Origin of the sequence: Ramlibacter sp. Leaf400 (genome assembly GCF_001424545.1) — a bacterium.
Lineage (GTDB): Bacteria > Pseudomonadota > Gammaproteobacteria > Burkholderiales > Burkholderiaceae_C > Ramlibacter.
The window spans coordinates 291,435-310,227 of the sequence record NZ_LMQL01000011.1 but is presented as its reverse complement, the minus strand read 5'-3'; the positions used below and the strand labels follow the sequence as shown (position 1 = coordinate 310,227).

At 70.5% G+C, this 18,793-nt stretch carries 14 protein-coding genes; 4 read left to right on the top strand and 10 right to left on the bottom strand.

What is annotated here, in order from left to right; genetic code table 11:
• Window positions 1-62 precede the first annotated feature (62 nt).
• The 6 genes from ASG30_RS15075 to ASG30_RS15050 form a co-directional block, all read right to left on the bottom strand.
• On the bottom strand, window positions 63-2,234 hold the full coding sequence (locus ASG30_RS15075) for an amylo-alpha-1,6-glucosidase (RefSeq protein WP_055898293.1): 2,172 nt from the start codon (window positions 2,232-2,234) through the stop codon (window positions 63-65).
• A 20-nt stretch (window positions 2,235-2,254) separates the two neighbouring features.
• Window positions 2,255-3,292: a glycosyltransferase family 4 protein gene (locus tag ASG30_RS15070; RefSeq protein ID WP_055898290.1), complete on the bottom strand. Its 1,038-nt coding sequence runs from the start codon at window positions 3,290-3,292 to the stop codon at window positions 2,255-2,257.
• Between the two features lie 203 nt (window positions 3,293-3,495).
• Entirely contained in the window at window positions 3,496-5,226 is a 1,731-nt protein-coding gene (locus ASG30_RS15065) for a hypothetical protein (RefSeq protein WP_156385560.1), read from the bottom strand.
• 217 nt (window positions 5,227-5,443) lie between these two features.
• Window positions 5,444-6,631, bottom strand: coding sequence for a helix-turn-helix transcriptional regulator (locus tag ASG30_RS15060; RefSeq protein ID WP_055898285.1), 1,188 nt, complete (start codon window positions 6,629-6,631; stop codon window positions 5,444-5,446).
• A 163-nt stretch (window positions 6,632-6,794) separates the two neighbouring features.
• Entirely contained in the window at window positions 6,795-7,838 is a 1,044-nt protein-coding gene (locus ASG30_RS15055) for a mechanosensitive ion channel family protein (protein ID WP_235579811.1), read from the bottom strand.
• A gap of 302 nt (window positions 7,839-8,140) precedes the next feature.
• Window positions 8,141-9,619, bottom strand: a complete 1,479-nt coding sequence (locus ASG30_RS15050; RefSeq protein WP_055898282.1) for an NAD-dependent succinate-semialdehyde dehydrogenase — start codon at window positions 9,617-9,619, stop codon at window positions 8,141-8,143.
• A gap of 170 nt (window positions 9,620-9,789) precedes the next feature.
• Here ASG30_RS15050 and alaS point away from each other — a divergent pair, with 170 nt between their 5' ends.
• The 4 genes from alaS to ASG30_RS15030 all read left to right on the top strand — a co-directional run bounded on the left by alaS (window position 9,790) and on the right by ASG30_RS15030 (window position 14,790).
• Complete coding sequence (gene alaS / locus ASG30_RS15045; protein WP_055898278.1) at window positions 9,790-12,417, top strand: alanine--tRNA ligase; 2,628 nt, start codon at window positions 9,790-9,792, stop codon at window positions 12,415-12,417.
• Window positions 12,417-12,908, top strand: coding sequence for a TlpA family protein disulfide reductase (locus ASG30_RS15040; RefSeq protein WP_162243741.1), 492 nt, complete (start codon window positions 12,417-12,419; stop codon window positions 12,906-12,908). The genes alaS and ASG30_RS15040 overlap by 1 nt, the downstream gene beginning before the upstream one ends.
• Before the next feature lie 115 nt (window positions 12,909-13,023).
• A complete protein-coding gene (locus ASG30_RS15035) occupies window positions 13,024-14,124 on the top strand; it encodes a transglutaminase-like domain-containing protein (protein WP_055898275.1) in 1,101 nt (366 codons plus the stop codon).
• Between the two features lie 162 nt (window positions 14,125-14,286).
• Window positions 14,287-14,790 carry a hypothetical protein gene (locus tag ASG30_RS15030; RefSeq protein ID WP_055898272.1) on the top strand — a complete coding sequence of 168 codons (504 nt, stop codon included), beginning with the start codon at window positions 14,287-14,289 and terminating at the stop codon, window positions 14,788-14,790.
• A gap of 136 nt (window positions 14,791-14,926) precedes the next feature.
• On the opposite strand, the gene ASG30_RS15025 is transcribed toward ASG30_RS15030, so the two are convergent.
• Genes ASG30_RS15025 through ASG30_RS15010 form a run of 4 tightly spaced genes read right to left on the bottom strand, consistent with a single transcriptional unit; the run spans window position 14,927 to window position 18,777 of the window.
• Window positions 14,927-16,060, bottom strand: coding sequence for an ABC transporter substrate-binding protein (locus ASG30_RS15025; protein ID WP_327212928.1), 1,134 nt, complete (start codon window positions 16,058-16,060; stop codon window positions 14,927-14,929).
• A 47-nt stretch (window positions 16,061-16,107) separates the two neighbouring features.
• A complete protein-coding gene (gene trmB / locus ASG30_RS15020) occupies window positions 16,108-16,824 on the bottom strand; it encodes a tRNA (guanosine(46)-N7)-methyltransferase TrmB (RefSeq protein ID WP_055898266.1) in 717 nt (238 codons plus the stop codon).
• A complete protein-coding gene (gene gluQRS / locus ASG30_RS15015) occupies window positions 16,817-17,698 on the bottom strand; it encodes a tRNA glutamyl-Q(34) synthetase GluQRS (RefSeq protein ID WP_055898264.1) in 882 nt (293 codons plus the stop codon). Before gluQRS ends, trmB begins: the two co-directional genes overlap by 8 nt.
• 11 nt (window positions 17,699-17,709) lie before the next feature.
• Window positions 17,710-18,777 carry an NAD(P)/FAD-dependent oxidoreductase gene (locus tag ASG30_RS15010; RefSeq protein ID WP_235579809.1) on the bottom strand — a complete coding sequence of 356 codons (1,068 nt, stop codon included), beginning with the start codon at window positions 18,775-18,777 and terminating at the stop codon, window positions 17,710-17,712.
• Window positions 18,778-18,793: the final 16 nt, after the last annotated feature.

The window sequence follows — 18,793 nt, the reverse complement described above, 5'->3', positions numbered from 1 at the left end:
GGATTCCCGCCTTCGCGGGAATGACGGGGGCGGGGAGCGGGAATGACGGGGGCTTCTTGTCCCTACGCCACCACCTTCACACTCACCCCCGGATCCTTCTTCAGCACCTCCACCCCCACGCTGCGCTCGTGCCGCGTGAGCATCAGGTCGCAGAAGGCCCCCGGCATGCCCAGGCGCTCGATGCGCAGCCAGTCGATGAAGGGGGGCAGCCGCGGCGTGCGAAGGCTCACGCTCTTGGTCTCGCCGTCGAACTCCAGCCCCAGGCAGGCCTGGATCACGGCGAAGGGGGCGGCGGCGGCCCAGGCCTGGGGCGAGCAGGCCACGGGGTACAGCGTGGGGCCGGCGTCCTGCCGCCGCGGGAAACCGCAGAACAGCTCGGGCAGGCGGTGCAGGTCGAAGTGCAGGCTCGACTCGAACATCGCGGCCATCAGCTTCATCGCGTCCTCGGTGCGGCCGTAGCGCGCCAGGCCCATGGCGGCGATGGCGTTGTCGTGCGGCCAGATCGAGCCGTTGTGGTAGGACATCGGGTTGTAGCGGGCCTCGCCCTCGGCGATGGTGCGCACGCCCCAGCCGCTGAAGAACGCGGGGCCGAGCAGGCCGTCGGCGATGCGCTGGGCGTGCTCGGGCGCGGCGATGCCGCTCCACAGGCAGTGGCCCACGTTGGAGGCCAGCACCTCGCAGCGCCGCTTGTCGCCGTCCAGCGCCAGCGCGTAGCTGCCGCGCTCCTCGGACCAGAAGGCCGACTGGAAGCGCACGGCCAGGTTCTGCGCTTCCTGGGCCAGGCGCTGGGCCAGCACCGTGTCGCCGAAGGCCTCGGCCATCTCCGACAGGGCCAGCTTGCCCTGGTAGACGTAGCCCTGTACCTCGCACAGCGCGATGGGCGCATCGGCCATGCGGCCGTCGCGGTGGAACACCGAGTCGTGCGAGTCCTTCCAGCCCTGCTGCGTGAGGCCGTCGGCGCTCTTGCGCGCGTACTCGACGAAGCTGTCGCCGTCGGCGTCGCCGTACTGGTCGATCCAGCGCACCGCCGCCATCAGGTTGGGCCAGAGCCGCTGCACCGTGGCGCGGTCGCCGGTGCGCCGCCAGTAGGCGCCGGCCAGCACCAGGAAGAGCGGCGTGGCATCGACCGTGCCGTAGTACTGGCCGAAGGGGATCTCGCGCGTGCGCGCCATCTCGCTGGAGCGCGCCTCGTGCAGGATCTTGCCCGGCTCGGCGTCGCGCTCGCGGTCGATGCCGGTGGCCTGGGTGACGGCGAGGAACTCCAGCACGCCGCGGGCCATCGACGGGTCCAGCCACAGGTATTCGAGCGCGGTGAGGATGCCGTCGCGCCCGAACGTGGTGGAGTACCAGGGCACGCCGGCGAAGGGGTAGGGCCCGCTCTTGAGCTGCGTGGTGAGCATGGCCAGGTCCGACACCGAGCGGTCCAGCCACAGGTTGACCAGCGGGTTGGACGAGCGCACGTGGCAGGCGGCCTCGCTCACCTGGCGGCGGGCGGCGTTGTTGGCGCGGAAGGCGTCGATGTAGCTGGCCAGCGGCTGCACCGGCTCGCCCTCGCGCTCGCACGCCACGGTGAAGTAGAAGTGGCGCTCCTCGCCGGGCTTGAGCTGCAGGTCGAAGCGCGCGCGGTGCGGCTCCAGCGCCTGCGGCGGCGGATCGAAGCGCAGGCGGGTGCGGCGGTGCGTGGCGTCCAGCCCGTGGTAGGGCAGGGTGACGCAGTCGGCCGTCACCTCGGGGGGCAGCCGCTCGCCGCGGCGCTGCCGCTCCATGCCGCGCACCTCGAACAGGTCGACGAAGTCGGCGTCGAAGGCCAGCTCGATGCGCACGTTCGCGGGCCGGGTGCCGTGGTGGCTCACGCGCAGGTGCTCGTAGCAGGCGCCCTGCCACAGCAGCTTGGCGCGAAAGAGGTGCAGCTCGCCCTTGGGCAGCACCACCTCGCCGCGCTCCGTCAGGTCCGGGTTCATCAGGTCGATGGCCAGCAGGCTGTTGGCCTCCTGGATCGACGAGCCCAGGTACAGCGGCCGGGCGCCGTTGATGGTGAGCTCCTGGTAGGCCAGGTAGCGCGTGTCCTCGTGGTACAGCCCTTCCTGGCCCGGGGCCAGCACCGAGATGTCGCCGGTGCGGTCGAACATCGCGAAGCAGTGGTCGCTCTTGATGGTCTGGGGGTGTTCTTCGGGCTTGGCGAAAGTGGCCAGCACGTACCACTTGTCGTCGACCCGGATCTTGCGTTCCGCCATGTGTTTTCCTCCTTGCCGTTTCAGGCCGCCTGCCGCTGGTGGATCAGCCCGCGGTACAGCGCCGCATAAGAGGCCGCCATCACCGGCGCGGCGAAGCGGCGCTCGAACTGTTCGCGGCAGGCGCGACGGTCGATCTCGTCAACGCGCCGTGCCGCCGCGATGGCCTGCTCCTGGTCGCGCACGATGAAGCCGGTCACGCCATGGTCCAGCAGCTCCGGCACCGAGCCGTGGCCGTAGGCGATCACCGGCGTGCCGCAGGCCAGCGCCTCGATGATCACCAGCCCGAAGGGTTCGGGCCAGTCGATCGGTGTCAGCAGCGCCCGGGCGTTGCCGATGAAGTCGTTCTTCTCCGCGTCGTCGATCTCGCCGACGAAGGTGATGAGCGGGTGGTCGAGCATGGGCTCGATCGCCTGCTCCCAGTAGGCACGGTCGGTGTCGTCCACCTTGGCCGCGATGTGAAGGGGCGTGTTGCAGGCCAGGGCGATCTCGATCGCGCGGTCGCAGCGCTTTTCCGGCGAGATGCGGCCGACGAAGGCGAAGTAGTCCTGCGCCTGCGGATGGAAGTGGTACAGGCCCAGCGGCAGGCCGTGGTGCACGGTGGCGCTCCAGTGGGCGCGCGGCAGCGGGTCGCGCTGCGCCGTCGAGATGGACACCAGGGGGTGCTGGTGGAAGTGCCTGAACAGCGGCTGCAGGTCCGGCAGGTCCAGCCGGCCGTGCAGCGTGGTCAGGCTGGGCGTTTCGCAGCGCACCGCCATCGGAAGGTGCAGCGAATCGATGTGGAAATGCATGACGTCGAAGGTGCGGCTGAGCTCGAACACCCGGTCGACTTCCAGCGTGTGCCAGATCACGGGATCGGGTTTGGCCGGGTGCAGCCGCAGCGAACGGTCGACCACGGGCACCAGCCGCGCTCGGGTGCGGGAGTCGCCGCTCGCGAACAGGGTGACGTCATGGCCGAGGTCGATCAATGCTTCCGTCAGGTAGTGCACCACTCGCTCGGTGCCGCCATAAGCCCGGGGCGGCACGCTTTCGTAAAGGGGGGCGACTTGTGCGATTCTCATGAGCTGCCGCGGTGCGGCTTCCTCCAACGCTTCGGTGGGCAACGCTACCAAGCAAGGCGACTGTTCGGTGTAGGAGAAGGCTCTCAGCGGCTGCGGGAGCGGGCGCGGCTCCTGTATCGGGCACCAAGGTGGCCCAGCGGGAAGGATTCCACCAAAAGAAAAAGGCCCCGCACTGCGGGGCCTCTTTTGCTGGTCGCCTGTACTTACGGCCGCGTCACGGTCAGGGACATGAAGTGCCGCGTGGCCATGGCGTCGATCGCGACGGACATGTTGGTGCCGGGCAGGTTGCGGATGTAAACCGCGCTGATCGTCTGGCCGGACAGGTTCGAGGGGCCTTCGGCCCGGGAGCGCAGGCCCGGGATCGGGTTGTTCAGCTGGACCGTGTCGATGCGACCGTTGTCGGTGCCGCTGCTGGTGAGCTGTCGCGTCACCGAAGTTTCCGTCGAGGCCGTCACCGTGATGGAGTTGCGGGCAGGCGCACCGGCGAACAGCACGGGTTGGCCGCCGCTCGTCGAGGTCGGCTGGTACAGCTGCGCGATATCCCAGAACTTCGAGATCGACCCCACCGCCTGCGTGTCATTCCTCTGCGGTCGCGTGAGGACGAAATTCGTCTTCAGGAAGCCCGAAGCGGTGTTGCCGGTCGGGTTGTAGGTGCCGAACAGCGTCAGCGCACCGTTGGGTCCGCGGAAGCCGTAGACGAGACCGGTCGTCTGGCCGTAGTTCAGCACCAGGGCGTCACCGGATTGCTGCAGCGAAGCGGCTTCGTCGGTATCGACGACGCAGCTGCTGAAGTTGTTCTGCGCCACGTCGTAGTCGCACACGGTGACCTTGCCGTCGGCGGCGATGTCCATCTCGCCGATCCAGTGCTCGCCTTGCTGCGTTTCGTTGATCCCGCTTTCCAGGAACTCCCATTTGCCCTGCACGGAGGCGAAGCTGTGGGCCTGCACGGGGAAGATGTAGCCGATGCGCTCGCCGTCGCGGATCGCGCCGGCGCCCGACGGGCCGATGACGACGGTCGTCGGCACCGAGCCGTTGGCGAGGAACTCGCAGGGCTGCGTCGAGTTCGCGGTGAGGGTGACCACCTCTTCGCCTGCCGTAAGCGACATGGCGCCGAAGTCGATGTCGACCACGTCAGTCGCGCCAACGTAGTCGAGCAGGCGGTACTTGCCGCTCAGCGCCTGGGGGCAGCCGGCCAGGCTGCCCTTGCTGACGTTGGCCACGACTTCGGTCAGCGTCACCGGTGCCGTCGAGCCCACGGTGCTGGCCACCTGGCTCACCACCTGGGGCAGGGAGGCGACGCTGAGCGTGGTGCCGATCTGGTCGAGCAGCTTGTCGTAGTCGTTGCCGCCGCTGAGGTTGCCGGGGGTCGCGGCGACCAGGGCGGCCTTGAACGGATCGACGCCGCTCAGGTCCACGCCCGCGGCCGTGCCGATGGCCGCCAGGATGTCGGTGGTGGCCTGCGTCAGCGCCGCGGCCGTGACGGCCGTGCCGGTGCCGAAGTTGGTGAACAGGTCCGACGGCAGGGTGCCGCCCGCGCGGGCCAGGATCAGCTCCGTGAGCGGGGTGACGTTGGCGGTCGCCGTCGTCGTCGAGCCGTTGGTGGTGCCGGCTTCGGCCACGGAGTGCAGCGTCACCGCCACGCCGTTGGCGGTGCCGGTCACCTTCACGATGCAGGGCAGGGCGCCGTCGGTGACGGTCACGGTGTAGCTGCCCGCGTCATTGGTCGTCGCCGAGCCGGTGCCGGCCGCGCATTTCACGTCGACCGCGCTGTTGGCCAGGGCCAGGCCGGTGGCGGCCACGCCGGACAGGACCACCCCGGACTGCGCCGGGGTGGCGGTGGCGCTGTCGCCGCCGCCGCCGCCACCACCGCAGGCCGCCACGAGGGCGGCCACCGAGACGGCCACGGCCGTCAAACCTAGTGCTTTGATATTCATTCGAGTCCTCTGCAAAGTCGTTGCGCCGACCACGCGGGTTGGCATGCCATACCGGGTTACGAGACGTTTCCGGCAGCACGCGAGGATCGTTGAAAACCGATGAACTCAGCCATCCCCCATTTGGGGTACCGGGGTCCGAGCCGCGATTCCTGCACGGCCTCGTGGATCAAGTGCAGCAGCGGGTCACCCATTTGGGCGTAGACGAGGTCCGCAGGGATCACTCGTAGACCGCGTTGTGCGGCAGGTGCAGCAGCAGCCGAACCAGCTCCGGCTGTCGATTGGTCGACGTCTTCTGGTAGATCGACTGCAGCTGCTTGCGCACGGTCTCGTGCTGCGTGCCCTGCGCGTCCGCGATCTGCTTGAGCGACAGGCCTTCGGCCAGCAGGGTGGCGATGCGGCACTCGGCGGGCGTGAGGCCGAACACCGCGTACAGCAGGCCCGTGTCCACCGGCGGCGCGGACGACGGGTGGTAGAAGAGCAGCATCACCACGGGCCGCAGCCCGAAGGTGCCCATCACGCTGCCGGGCGACAGCATGCTGTAGAAGGCATAGAGCGCATCGCCCGCGCGGCGCGTGCCCTCGGTGATGCGCAGCGACCGGAACTTCGAGCCCGAGGGCTGGTGCGCCGCGTCGGCGGCTTCGGTGGCATCGGACTGCGCCGTCTTGCGCACCTGCTCCAGGTCGGCGCAGCCCTGGAGCAACTGCTCGAGGTGGGGCTGGGGCAGGCGCAGCCGGCCGTCCTCGATCGTCACCAGCCGCGTGTCGTGCAGCAGGTCGCGCGCGGACTCGTTGGTGTGCATCACGTGGCCGTCCGCCGTCATCAGGATCACCGGCTGGCGCAGCTTGTTCACCAGCATGTGGCCCACCAGCGCCTGGCTCGAATACACGAAGTTCTGCAGGCCGATGCGGCAGGCGCGCTGCAGGTGCGGCATCAGCCGGTCCATGAACGCCAGCGCCTCGCCCGTCAGCGGGCCCTGCGACTGGCTGCTCAGCGTGGCCAGGACGACGGTGGCCTCGCCCGTGTCGACCAGCTTGGTGCCGCTCATGTAGCGGCGGTCGTAGGGCAGCAGGAACTCCTGGTAGAACGGGTGGGTGGCCACCACCGATTCGTCCAGGATCTCGTGGCAGTGGGTCCAGTCGCCCGGGCCGCGCTCCAGGATCACCGGCAGGCGTGGGTCCAGGGTCCGGTAGTGCTGCATGTACGCCAGCTCGCCCTGCACCGGGAGGTTGGCGCCGTCGCTGTACGAGAGGGTGCCATGGCGCTTGTCCAGGGCCAGCATGTGGACCGACTTGACGCCGATGGCCTGCTGCAGTTGCTCGTAGACGCGGCGCCAGTGCTGGGGGTTCTCGACGGCGTCGTAGACGAGACCGATCAGGTGGTGGAAAGACTGATCCGACAAATCCATCTTGGCACTGTTCGTTCTGCTTGGCGCGCGACCCGGCGCGCCGAAGCCCGGCAGTGTAGCGTTGGCATGCCTACGGAAAAGCCTGATCCGCCCCCGGGCCGGATGTGATAGCGGCGCCCTGGGGCGCCGTTTTTGCCGTTGCGCCGGTCGATGCCGGCCTTCTTCAGGTCTCGGTCCGCTGCCGGGGCGTCGAAGGCGTGGGGGACATCGGGTCGCGGCTGTCCTGCGGCCGTGCCGTGCCGGTGCGCGGGCCACCGTCGGTGGGGTACTGCGGGCCGGCGCCGGCCGGGCGTGCACCGCCAGCGCTGCCGCCGCCCGGGCCCGGGTAGGCGCCGCCGCTGGCCGCACCGCCCGCGTAGCCGCCGCCGGACGGGGCGCCACCCTGGTAGCCGCCGGCGACGCTGGCGCCCTGGTAGCTGCCGGCCGAGCTTGCGGCCGATTGACTGCCCGTCACGCTGGCCGCCTGCTGGCGCGCCATGTCGCTGCCCGCCTCGACCGCGTGGGCCAGCTGCGGGCCCTTCTCCTGCGCCTTCGCGTACCACTTGCTCAGGATCTGGCCGGCCGTCTCGCGGCCGCCCAGGCCGAAGGCCAGGCCCAGGCCCAGCGCGATGGCGCCGACGAAGGCCATGAACAGCGTGTTGACCAGCTCGGTCGCGATGCCGATCTGGTTGACCGCGACGACGATGGCGAAGGCCCACACCAGCGCCGAGGCGATCTTGGCCAGCAGGTTGGCGTTGGACAGGCCCGCCTCGCCGGCCGCGCCCCGCACCAGGTTGCTCAGCGCACGGGCGGCCAGGCCACCGATCACCAGCACCACCAGCGCCACGACCACGTTGGGCAGCCACAGGAGCAGCTCGCGCAGCACTTCCGACACCGCGGGCAGGCCCAGCGCGTCGAACGCCACCACCGCCGCGATCAGGCGGACGAACCACTTGGCCACCAGGCCGATCATTCCCGCGGAGTCGATCGCCTGCGAGCGTCCGTGCGCGCCGGCGGGCTGCGGGCCGGCGTTCATCTTGCTCACGAAGCCCGCGAACCCGGACTTGACCGCCAGGTCGTTGAAGCGCACGGCGCGAAGGACCGCGGCCACGCCCTTCTCGACCAGCGAGGAGAGCAGCCAGCCGACCACGAGGATGACGGCGAAACCGATGATCTTGGGAATGGCCGACAGGAACATGGCCAGGGCAGCGGCCAACGACGTCATCATCGCTGCGCTCCAGTCTGATACGGCGGTGGGCATGGGATGAACTCCGGTGTAGGGGATGCGCTGCAATTTGTTCCTCGGCCGCACGGGGCGAGGTCGGCGCAGGACAGCGACTGGTGTAGGAGGGGGCTCCGCGACGGTGGGGCGACCGAAAACGGCTGAGGCACTCGAGCCTCAGCCGCCGCTACTCGTCATTCCCGCGGAGGCGGGAATCCAGTGCTTCCGCCTTTCTGCGCCTGTGTGAGGGAAGCCCTGGATCCCCGCCTTCGCGGGGATGACGGTCGCGGCTTCCGCGGGCGGCGTGCCTACTTCAGCACGTCCCCCAGGCAGAGGTACTTGATCTCCAGGTACTCGTCCATCCCGTGGTGCGACCCCTCGCGCCCCAGCCCCGACTGCTTCACCCCACCGAAGGGCACGTGCTCCGTGGCGATGATCCCGACGTTGATGCCCACCATGCCGTACTCCAGCGCTTCGCCCACGCGGAAGATGCGGCCCACGTCGCGGCTGTAGAAGTAGCTGGCCAGGCCGAACTCGGTGTTGTTGGCCGCCTCGATGGCTTCCTGCTCCGTCTTGAACCGGAACACCGGCGCCAGCGGCCCGAACGTCTCCTCCTTGGCGCAGAGCATGTCGCCCTTCGCCTCCGAGATCACCGTCGGCTGGAAGAACTGGCCTTGCAGTTTGGAGCCGCCCACCACGACCTTGCCGCCCTTGGCCCTGGCGTCGTCCACGTGGCGCTGCACCTTGTCCAGCGCGGCCGGCTCGATCAGCGGGCCCTGCACCACGCCGTCCTCGAAGCCGTTGCCGACCTTCATCGCCCGGACCTTGGCCGCGAACTTCTCGACGAAGGCGTCGTACACGCCGTCCTGGACGTAGAGGCGGTTGGCGCAAACGCAGGTCTGGCCGGCGTTGCGGTACTTGCTGGCGATGGCGCCTTCCACCGCCGAATCGATGTCGGCGTCGTCGAACACGATGAAGGGCGCGTTGCCGCCCAGCTCCAGGCTCAGCTTCTTGACCGTGGGCGCGCTCTGCGCCATCAGGATGCGGCCGACCTCGGTGGAGCCGGTGAAGCTGATGTGGCGCACCGTGTCGCTGGCGCAGAACACCTTGCCGACGGCGATGCTGTTGGCGCCGTCGGCCGTGAGCACGTTGAGCACGCCCGCCGGGATGCCGGCGCGCACGGCCAGCTCGGCGGCGGCCAGGGCGGTGAGCGGCGTCAGCTCGGCCGGCTTGATCACCACCGGGCAGCCGGCCGCCAGCGCCGGCGCGACCTTGCGCGTGATCATGGCCAGCGGGAAGTTCCAGGGCGTGATGGCCGCGCACACGCCGATCGGCTGGCGGATCACCATCAGGCGCCGGTTGTTGTCGAAGGGCGGCAGGGTTTCGCCGTTGACCCGCTTGGCCTCCTCGGCGAACCACTCCACGAAGCTGGCGCCGTAGGCCACCTCGCCCTTGGCCTCGGCGAAGGGCTTGCCCTGCTCGGCGGTCATCAGGCGGCCCAGGTCCTCCTGGTTGGCCATCAGCAGGTCGAACCACTTGCGAAGCAGGATGCTGCGCTCCTTGCCGGTCTTGCCGCGCCAGGCTGGCCAGGCGGCGTTGGCGGCGGCGATGGCCTGCTCGGCCTCCCCGGGGCCCAGGTTGGCGACATCGGCCAGCTTGCGGCCGGTGGCGGGGTCGTTCACGTCGAAGCGGGCGGGGCCCTTGAGCCAGCGGCCGTCGATCAGGGCGTCGGTCTTGAGCAGGGTGGCGTCGTTCAGGGCGGCCAGGGGCGAAGTCTTCATGTCCATCGTCGTCTCCGGGAGGAAGGCGCCCGCGGTCCCGGGCGCAGTGAAAGGATTCTGAACCCCGCCGCAGGGGAGCAAAAGGGCCCGAAACCTATAATCGGCGGCTTCGCCGAGCGCAGCCTGCGCCCCCGGCACCCAGCCCCCGCCGGGCCCTTTCGCCGGCCCCCCGCACCATGACCCAGAAGCCGCACGCCACCGTCGCCGAAATCCGCAAGACCTTCCTGGACTTCTTCGCCAGCAAGGGCCACACGGTGGTCGAGTCCAGCCCGCTCGTGCCGGGCAACGACCCCACCCTGATGTTCACCAACTCGGGCATGGTGCAGTTCAAGGACGTGTTCCTGGGCTCCGACAAGCGCCCGTACGTGCGCGCGGCCTCGGTGCAGGCGTGCCTGCGCGCCGGCGGCAAGCACAACGACCTGGAGAACGTGGGCTACACGGCGCGGCACCACACCTTCTTCGAGATGCTGGGCAACTGGAGCTTCGGCGACTACTTCAAGCGCGAGTCGCTGAAGTGGGGCTGGGAGTTGCTGACCGAGGTCTACAAGCTGCCCAGGGAGCGCCTCTGGGCCACGGTGTACGAAGAGGACGACGAGGCCTACGACATCTGGACCAAGGAGATCGGCCTGCCCGCCGAGCGCGTGGTTCGCATCGGCGACAACAAGGGCGCGCGCTACGCCAGCGACAACTTCTGGATGATGGCCGACACCGGCCCCTGCGGCCCCTGCTCGGAGATCTTCTACGACCACGGCCCGGAGGTCGCGGGCGGCCCGCCCGGATCGCCCGACGCCGACGGCGACCGCTACATCGAGATCTGGAACCACGTGTTCATGCAGTTCGACATGCAGCCCGACGGCAGCGTGAAGAACCTGCCCGCGCCCTGCGTGGACACCGGCATGGGCCTGGAGCGCCTGGCCGCCGTGCTGCAGCATGTGCACAGCAACTACGAGATCGACCTGTTCGACACGCTGATCCGGGCCGCCGCGCGCGAGACCGGCATCCAGGACCTGGAGACCCCGTCGCTGCGCGTGATCGCCGACCACATCCGCGCCACCGCCTTCCTGGTGAGCGACGGCGTGATCCCCAGCAACGAAGGCCGCGGCTACGTGCAGCGCCGCATCATCCGCCGCGGCATCCGCCACGGCTACAAGCTGGGGCGCAAGCAGCCCTTCTTCCACAAGATGGTGCCCGACCTGGTCCAGCTGATGGGCGCCGCCTACCCGCGCCTGAAGGCCGAGGAAAAGCGCATCACCGAGGTGCTCAAGGCCGAGGAGGAGCGCTTCTTCGAGACGCTGGAAAACGGCATGGAGATCCTGGACGCCGCCCTGCCGGAAGGCGCCAAGGTCCTGCCGGGCGAGGTGGCGTTCAAGCTGCACGACACCTACGGCTTCCCGCTCGACCTGACGCAGGACGTCTGCCGCGAGCGCGGCGTGACGGTGGACGCGGCCGGCTTCGACGCCGCCATGGACAAGCAGAAGGCCGCCGGCCGCGCCGCCGGCAAGTTCAAGATGGACCGGATGCTGGAGTACACCGGCTCGGGCCATCCCTTCACCGGCTACGAGAAGCTGGAGGAGCCCGCCACGGTGGTGGCCCTCTACAAGGACGGCACGCCGGCGCAGGAACTGGCCGAGGGCGACGTCGGCGTCGTGGTGCTGGACACCACGCCGTTCTACGCCGAGAGCGGCGGCCAGGTGGGCGACTGCGGCGTGCTCGCGGCCGAGGGCCTGCAGTTCGGCGTGGAGGACACGCAGAAGATCAAGGCCGACGTGTACGGCCACCATGGCGCCCTCACGCAGGGAAAACTGAAGGTCGGTGACAAGGTGCTGGCGCGGGTCGACGTCGCGCGCCGCCAGTCCACCATGCGCAACCACAGCGTGACCCACCTGATGCACAAGGCCCTGCGCGAGGTGCTGGGCACGCACGTGCAGCAGAAGGGCTCGCTGGTCGACGCCGACAAGACGCGCTTCGACTTCACGCACAACACGCCGGTCAGCGAGGACCAGGTGCGCGAGATCGAGCGCCGCGTCAACGCCGAGATCCTGGAGAACCAGCCCACGCAGGCCCGAACCATGGAGATCGAGGCGGCCAAGGCCACCGGCGCGGTGATGCTGTTCGGCGAGAAGTACGGCGACTCGGTGCGCGTGCTGGACATCGGCTCCAGCCGCGAGCTGTGCGGCGGCACCCACGTGCAGCGCACCGGCGACATCGGCCTGTTCAAGATCGTCAGCGAAGGCGGCGTGGCCGCGGGCGTGCGCCGCGTGGAAGCGGTGACCGGCGCCAACGCGCTGGCCTACCTGCAGCAGGTCGAGTCGACGGTGCAGAGCGCCGCGGCCGCTCTCAAGGCGCCGGTGCCCGAGCTGCAGGCCCGCATCGGCCAGGTGCTGGAGCAGGTGCGCTCGCTGGAAAAGGAAGTCTCGCAGCTCAAGGGCAAGCTGGCCTCCTCGCAGGGCGACGAGCTGGTGAACCAGGCGGTGGACGTCAAGGGCATGAAGGTGCTGGCCGCCACCTTGCAGGGAGCGGATGCCAGGACGCTGCGCGACACCATGGACAAGCTCAAGGACAAGCTCAAGACCGCGGCCATCGTGCTGGCGGCGGTGGACGGCGGCAAGGTGCAGCTGGCCGCGGGCGTGACCGCGGACCGCATGGGCCAGGTCAAGGCCGGCGAGCTGGTGAACTTCGTCGCGCAGCAGGTCGGCGGCAAGGGCGGCGGCAAGCCCGACATGGCCATGGCCGGCGGCACCGACGCGAGCAAGCTGCCCGGCGCGCTGAAGTCGGTGCAGCAATGGGTGGCGGACCGGGCCTGATGCGGCGGCGCGTCGTCCTGGGCGCCGCGGCGGCGCTCGCGCTGCCGCTGGCGCGGGCCGCGCAGATCGAGCGCTCGCCCGGCGCGCTGCCCGCGTTCCAGGCGCCCGACATCGAGGCCGCCCGGGCCGCGGTCCCCACGCCGGGACGGGCCACGGTCGTCAACTTCTGGGCCACCTGGTGCCCGCCCTGCCGTACCGAGATGCCGCTGCTGCTGCAGCTGACCGAGCTCTACGGCGACAAGCTGTCGCTGCTGCTGGTGAACTTCAAGGAGCGGCCGGCCACGGTGCAGCGCTACATGAAGGACGCCGGCTGGGCCCGGCCCGTGCTGTTCGATGCGATGGGCGAGGGCGCGGCGGCCTGGGGCGTGAAGACCTTCCCCACCACCTTCGGCTTCGATGCGCAGGGGCGCGCGAAGTGGCGGGTGCGGGGCGAGTACGACTGGAGCAGCGCGGAAGCGGGGCGCCTGGTCGAGGGGCTCTGGCAGGGCTGATTGCTTCGAACACGGAAGCACTGGATTCCCGCCTTCGCGGGAATGTCGAACAAAGATTCCCGCCTTCGCGGGAATGACGAACAAAGATTCCCGCCTTCGCGGGAATGACGACCCAATGAACAACCGACGCGATTTCCTCCTGACGACCTCGGCGGCCGCCGCCGCGTCGGCCCTGGCGCCTCTCTCCGCCCTGGCGCAGGAGCGCCGCTTCGCGCCGCAACCGGCCGGCTGGCGGACCTTCGAGGTGAGCAAGCGCGTCGAGCCGGCGCTGGCGCAGGGCGCGTCGCAGGTGTGGATCCCGATCCCGTCGGTGGACACGGGCTGGCAGCGCTCGCTGGAGAGCCGCATCAGCACCAACGGCCGCGCCGAGCGTGCGGCCGACGGCGTGGACGGCGCGCGCATGCTGCGCGTGTCCTTCGATGCTTCGGTCCCCCAGCCCTTCGTGGAGCTCACCACCCGCGTGCAGACACGCGACCGCGCGGTCGACTGGTCCGCGCGCGCACCGGCACGCGAGGACGCCGCCACGCTGGCGCATGCGCTGCGGCCCACGGCGCTGATCCCCACCGACGGCATCGTGCGCGACACCGCCCGCAAGGTGGTCGGCGACGCGCGCAGCGACGCCGACAAGGTGCGGCGCATCTACGACTGGGTCGTCGGCAACTCCTGGCGCGAACCCAGCGTGCGCGGCTGCGGCGAAGGCGACATCAAGACCATGCTGGAGAACGGCGACCTGGGCGGCAAGTGCGCGGACATCAACGCGCTGTTCGTCGGGCTGTGCCGCTCGACCGGCGTGCCAGCGCGCGACGTCTACGGCCTGCGGCTGGCGCCCTCGGCCTTCGGCTACAAGGAACTGGGCAGCAACCCCGCCAACCTGAAGGCTTCGCAGCATTGCCGCGCCGAGGTGTTCCTGCAGGCCCACGGCTGGGTGGCCATGGACCCGGCCGACGTCGCCAAGGTGATGCGGCAGGAGACGCCCGAGTGGATCAAGACCGTGCGCCACCCCGTCGTGGCGCCGGTGTACCAGGGCCTGTACGGCGGCTGGGAAGGCAACTGGGTCGCCTACAACACCGCGCACGACGTGGTGCTGCCCGGCTCGCGCCATGGGCGCCTGGGGTTCCTGATGTACCCGGTGGCCGAGGACGCGCAGGGGCGCTTCGACTCGTACGCGCCGGACGATTTCCGCTACCAGATCTCGGCGCGGGAACTGGAGGCCTGAGCCTTTCCGTCATCCCCGCGCAGGCGGGGATCTAGTGCTTGCGCCTTGGATGAGTTCGAGTTGAAAGCACGGGATTGCCGCCTTCGCGGGAATGACGGTTGAGGTGGCGGTGCCCGCTGGCGGCCCCACGGCGCCACCCGCCGAGGTAACCTCGGCCTGGTGATGCACCTTATCGGCCGCTTCTTCTCGGCGATCCACGCGATCATCGCCCTGATGTTCACGGGCGCCGCGATCGCCCTGATCCTGACCTCGCTGGGCGTGGCCTCGTCCGCGCTCCATGCCGGCTTCGACCAGGACACGGCGCAGGAGGTGATCGAGGCGCTGGGGCTGCTGGCCGCCGCCGTGGTGGCGCTGCAGTTCGCGCAGACCATCGCCGAGGAGGAGATCGTGCGCAGCGCGGACATCAGCGCGCCGACGCGCGTGCGGCGCTTTACCTCGCGATTCCTGGTGGTGGTGGTGGTCGCCCTGGCCATCGAGGGCCTGGTGGCCACCTTCAAGGCCATCCGCGAGGACTTGTCCCAGCTGACCTACGCCGCCGCCCTGGTGGCCGCCACCGGCGTGCTGCTGGCCTCCTGGGGCGTGTTCATCCGCCTGAACCGCGCGGCCGAGGAACTGGAGCCCGAGGCGATGGCGAAGGCCAAGCGCGAGGACCGCAAGCTCGAGTGAGTCCCGTCATTCCCGCGGAGGCGGGAATGCAGGTGAATCTCGTCATTCCCGCGGAGGCGGGAATCCAGCGCAGCGCGCCTGCGGATGCGGGTTGGAGGCGGAAGCCCTGGATTCCCGCCTTCGCGGGAATGACGGCTCAACGCACCACTTTCCCGTCGGCCGTGATCGTCACCAGGTCGATGGTCCGCACCGAATCGCGCACGCCGGCGCGCAGGTTGATGCGGAAGCCCCCGATGTCGTAGTCGCCCATCCCGGCCATGGCCTTCTGCAGGGCGGCGCGGTCGGCGTTGCGACCGGCACGCCGCACCGACTCGCCCAGCGCCTTGGCCGCGATGAAGCCTTCCAGGCCCTCGTACGAGGCGGTCTGGTCCGAGTTGTCGATCGCCGTCAGGTACTCCTTGACGATGGGCGTGGCCGAGCTGCGCGGCGAGGGCACGACCTGCGAGACCACCACGCCGCTGATCTCCTTGCCCAGCGCGGCGAAGAGCGGATCGATGCCCACCACCGAGAAGTTCATGAACGCGCCCACGTAGCCGGTCTTGCGCATCTTGCGGATGAAGGCGGCGGTGGTGCTGAACAGCGACACCTGGATGATGGCGTGCGGCTGCACCTTGGCCAGCTGCGCCACCGCGGCGTCGACCCGGTCGCTGTTGACCGGCACGATGGCCGAGCCCACCAGCGGGGGCAGCTTCAACTCCTGCAGCGCCTGGTTGACGGCGGCCAGGCCGGCCCGGCCCATGGCGTCGTCCTCGGCCACCACGGCGATGCGGTTCTGGCCGAGGGTGGCGCAGTGCCGCACCATCTTGAAGGCCTCGTCCGCGAGGCTGGGGCGCACGTGGAAGACGTGGTTGACGGACGGATCGCGCAGCGCGTCGGAGGCGGCGAAGGGCGCGAACAGCAGCGCGCCCTGCTCGCGAGCGACCGCGGCGCCGGCTTCGCTGGTGCCGGTGCCCACGAAGCCGAACAGCAGGTCGGCACCGTCGGCCAGCAGCTTCTTCGCGTTGGCCGCGGCCCTGGCCGGGTCGTAGCCGTCGTCCACCTGGCGCAGTTCGAAGGTCCAGCCCGGATTGTTCTTCGCCCCGTTGAACGCGTCGAAGTACAGCTTGGCGCCGGCCGCGAAGGCCAGGCCGATCTGGTCGCCCGCGCCGGTGAGCGGCACCGACTGGCCCAGCACTATCCTGCGGCGCGCCTGCGCCCACGAGGGGGTGGCGGCCAGCAGGGCGAGCGCGCCCATGGCGCCCAGGGCCTGGCGGCGGTCGTTCTTCATCATCTCGGAATCCTCCTCGTCTCTTTCTGCAAGTCCGGTGCCACCGCGCGTCACGCGCGGGTGAACACCACGTCCCACACGCCGTGCCCGAGCCGCAGGCCGCGGTTCTCGAACTTGGTCAGCGGGCGATAGTCGGGCCGCGGCGCGAAGCCTTCGGCGCTATTGCGCAGCCGCGGCTCGTCGCCCAGCACCTGCAGCATCTGCAGCGCGTACGGCTCCCAGTCGGTGGCGCAGTGGATGTAGCCGCCGGGGCGCAGGCGGTCCGCGATCCTGGCCACCAGGGGCGGCTGGATCAGGCGGCGCTTGTTGTGGCGCAGCTTGTGCCAGGGGTCGGGGAAGAAGACATGCACGCCGTCCAGCGTCGCCGGACGCAGCATGCGGTCGAGCACTTCCACCGCGTCGTGCTGCACGATGCGGATGTTCTCCAGCCCGAGTTCGCCGATGCGCTTGAGGAGCGCGCCGACGCCCGGCTCGTGCACCTCGCAGCACAGGAAATTCTTGTGCGGCATCAGCCCGGCGATGTGGGCCGTGGCCTCGCCCATGCCGAAGCCGATCTCCAGGATGGTGGGCGCGTCGCGGCCGAAGGCGGCGGCGAGGTCCAGCGGCACGGGCTGGAAGGGCACGAGGAAGCGCGGGCCCAATTGCTCGAACGCGCGCGCCTGGCCGGTCGTCGTGCGGCCGGCGCGGCGAACGAAGCTGCGGATGGTGCGGGGATGCGGGACGCCTTCGGGCGTGCCGGCGGCGGGAGGCGGGCCGGGTTCAGTCACCCCTGGATTGTAGAAAGGGCCAGCGGGCCACCCAGGCGGCCAGGGCGGCGGCCACGGCTCCCGTCTGGGGCGGCAATCCGAGCACCGCGGCGGCTTCGTTCAGGGCCCGAAGCGGCTCGGCCAGGTCCAGCGGCTGGGCGCCGTTCTGCTTGGACAGCTTCTCGCCGTTGGCCCCCAGCACCAGCGGCGCGTGCAGGTAGGACGGCGTGGCGACCCCGAGCGCGCGCTGCAGCAGCAGCTGGCGCGCGGTGTTGTCGGCCAGGTCCTCGCCGCGCACCACGTGCGTGATGCCCTGGTCGGCATCGTCCACCACCACGGCCAGCTGGTAGGCCCAGAGGCCGTCGGCGCGCAGCAGCACGAAATCACCGACCTCGTGCGAAACGTCCTGCTGCCGTGGCCCCAGGCGGCGGTCCTGCCAGTGCACCACGCCGTCCGGCACGCGAAGGCGCCAGGCGCGCGCCGGCCGGCCGTGCAGGCCGTCGCGGCAGGTGCCGGGGTAGGGCGCCTCCTGGCCGCGCACGCGGGGCCGGCCCTGGGCCGCCAGCGCCTGCTCGATGTCCTTGCGCGAGCAGGCGCAGGGGTAGGCCCGGCCTTGCGCCACCAGCCGGTCCAGCGCCGAGCGGTAGAGGGCACTGCGCGCGGACTGCCACACCGGGGGCGCGTCGGACACCAGCCCGCAGCGCGCGAGCTGCTCCAGGATCAGGCGATCGGCGCCGGGCACGCAGCGCGGCGTGTCCACGTCCTCGATGCGCACGCCCCAGACGCCGCCGTGCCGGCGCGCGTCGAGCCAGCTGGCCAGCGCGGCCACCAGCGATCCCGCATGCAACGGACCGGTGGGCGAGGGCGCGAAGCGCCCGCGGTACGGCGCGCCCATGGTTGGCGAACTCAGGCCGCGGCCAGCGCCAGCTCCAGGCCCGAGACGAAGGCGTTCTCGACGCGGTGGCCCAGGCACCAGTCGCCGCAGGCGCCCAGGCCGATGTGCGCGTCCCACAGGTGCGACTGGCCCAGCGGCGCCAGCGTCTTGGCATGGCGCCAGCGCCGCACCTCGGTGTGGTTGGGCCGGGCGCGGATGCCGGTCACTTCGGCGAAGGCCTTGAGCAGCTTGGCCTCGACGCGCTGTTCGTCGTCGCCCAGGTGCTCGGTCGACCAGGCGGGGCTGGCCTGCACGGTCCAGCGCTCGACCGCGCCGCGTTGCGGCTTGGACGATTCGCGCGCCAGCCAGGCGATGCGGTGGTGCGTGCTCAGTGCGGCGTTCCACTGCGGGCCCAGGTGCGGCAGGCCGGGTTGCACCGCCTGCGGGAAGGCCAGCATCAGCGTCCAGCAGGGCGCGATGTCGACCGCGCGCAGCTTCTGCACGAAGGCCGGCGCCAGGCGCGAGCGCTCCAGCAGGGCGGCGGCCTGCGGCGCCGGGATGGCGAGCAGCACCGCGTCGAAGCCGGGGTGCACCCGCAGCGCGTCGCCGGCGCCGCTGGTTCGCAACTGCCAGCGCTTGGGGTCGAGCGCGTCGGTCTCGATGCGCTCGACCTGCGTGTCGAACTCGACCCGGCCGCCGGCCTTCAGCGGTTCGGCCCACTCGCGCGGCAGCGCATCCATGGACGGCGTGCCGACCCAGTGCCGCTCCGGCTTGGGCAAGGAGGCCTCGGCCACCCGGCCGAGCGGGTCCAGCACGCGGACGGCGTTGGCGCTCCAGGGACGGAAGGACTGCGGCGCCGTGTCCAGCGCCTGCTGGAAGCGCGTGTCGCGCACGGTGAAGTACTGGGCGCCGGCGTCGAAGCTGCCGAAAGTGCTCTGGCGGCTGGTCATGCGCCCGCCCACGGTGCCGGACTGCTCCAGCAGCGTCACCTCGTGGCCGGCCTCGCGCAGGGTGCGGGCGCAGCTGATGCCGGCCAGGCCGGCGCCGACGACGGCGAAGCGTCGGGGGGTGGAAGTCTTCGTCGCGCGGGGGGTGGGCATCGCGCGCATTGTGGCA

Excerpts from the sequence above, each read along its gene's own strand:
- ASG30_RS15075 (WP_055898293.1), bottom strand. The coding sequence starts at position 2,234 with ATGGCGGAACGCAAGATCCGGGTCGACGACAAGTGGTACGTGCTGGCC.
- ASG30_RS15070 (WP_055898290.1), bottom strand. The coding sequence starts at position 3,292 with ATGAGAATCGCACAAGTCGCCCCCCTTTACGAAAGCGTGCCGCCCCGG.
- ASG30_RS15065 (WP_156385560.1), bottom strand. The coding sequence starts at position 5,226 with ATGAATATCAAAGCACTAGGTTTGACGGCCGTGGCCGTCTCGGTGGCC.
- ASG30_RS15060 (WP_055898285.1), bottom strand. The coding sequence starts at position 6,631 with ATGGATTTGTCGGATCAGTCTTTCCACCACCTGATCGGTCTCGTCTAC.
- ASG30_RS15055 (WP_235579811.1), bottom strand. The coding sequence starts at position 7,838 with ATGATGACGTCGTTGGCCGCTGCCCTGGCCATGTTCCTGTCGGCCATT.
- ASG30_RS15050 (WP_055898282.1), bottom strand. The coding sequence starts at position 9,619 with ATGGACATGAAGACTTCGCCCCTGGCCGCCCTGAACGACGCCACCCTG.
- alaS (WP_055898278.1), top strand. The coding sequence starts at position 9,790 with ATGACCCAGAAGCCGCACGCCACCGTCGCCGAAATCCGCAAGACCTTC.
- ASG30_RS15040 (WP_162243741.1), top strand. The coding sequence starts at position 12,417 with ATGCGGCGGCGCGTCGTCCTGGGCGCCGCGGCGGCGCTCGCGCTGCCG.
- ASG30_RS15035 (WP_055898275.1), top strand. The coding sequence starts at position 13,024 with ATGAACAACCGACGCGATTTCCTCCTGACGACCTCGGCGGCCGCCGCC.
- ASG30_RS15030 (WP_055898272.1), top strand. The coding sequence starts at position 14,287 with ATGCACCTTATCGGCCGCTTCTTCTCGGCGATCCACGCGATCATCGCC.
- ASG30_RS15025 (WP_327212928.1), bottom strand. The coding sequence starts at position 16,060 with ATGATGAAGAACGACCGCCGCCAGGCCCTGGGCGCCATGGGCGCGCTC.
- gluQRS (WP_055898264.1), bottom strand. The coding sequence starts at position 17,698 with ATGGGCGCGCCGTACCGCGGGCGCTTCGCGCCCTCGCCCACCGGTCCG.
- ASG30_RS15010 (WP_235579809.1), bottom strand. The coding sequence starts at position 18,777 with ATGCCCACCCCCCGCGCGACGAAGACTTCCACCCCCCGACGCTTCGCC.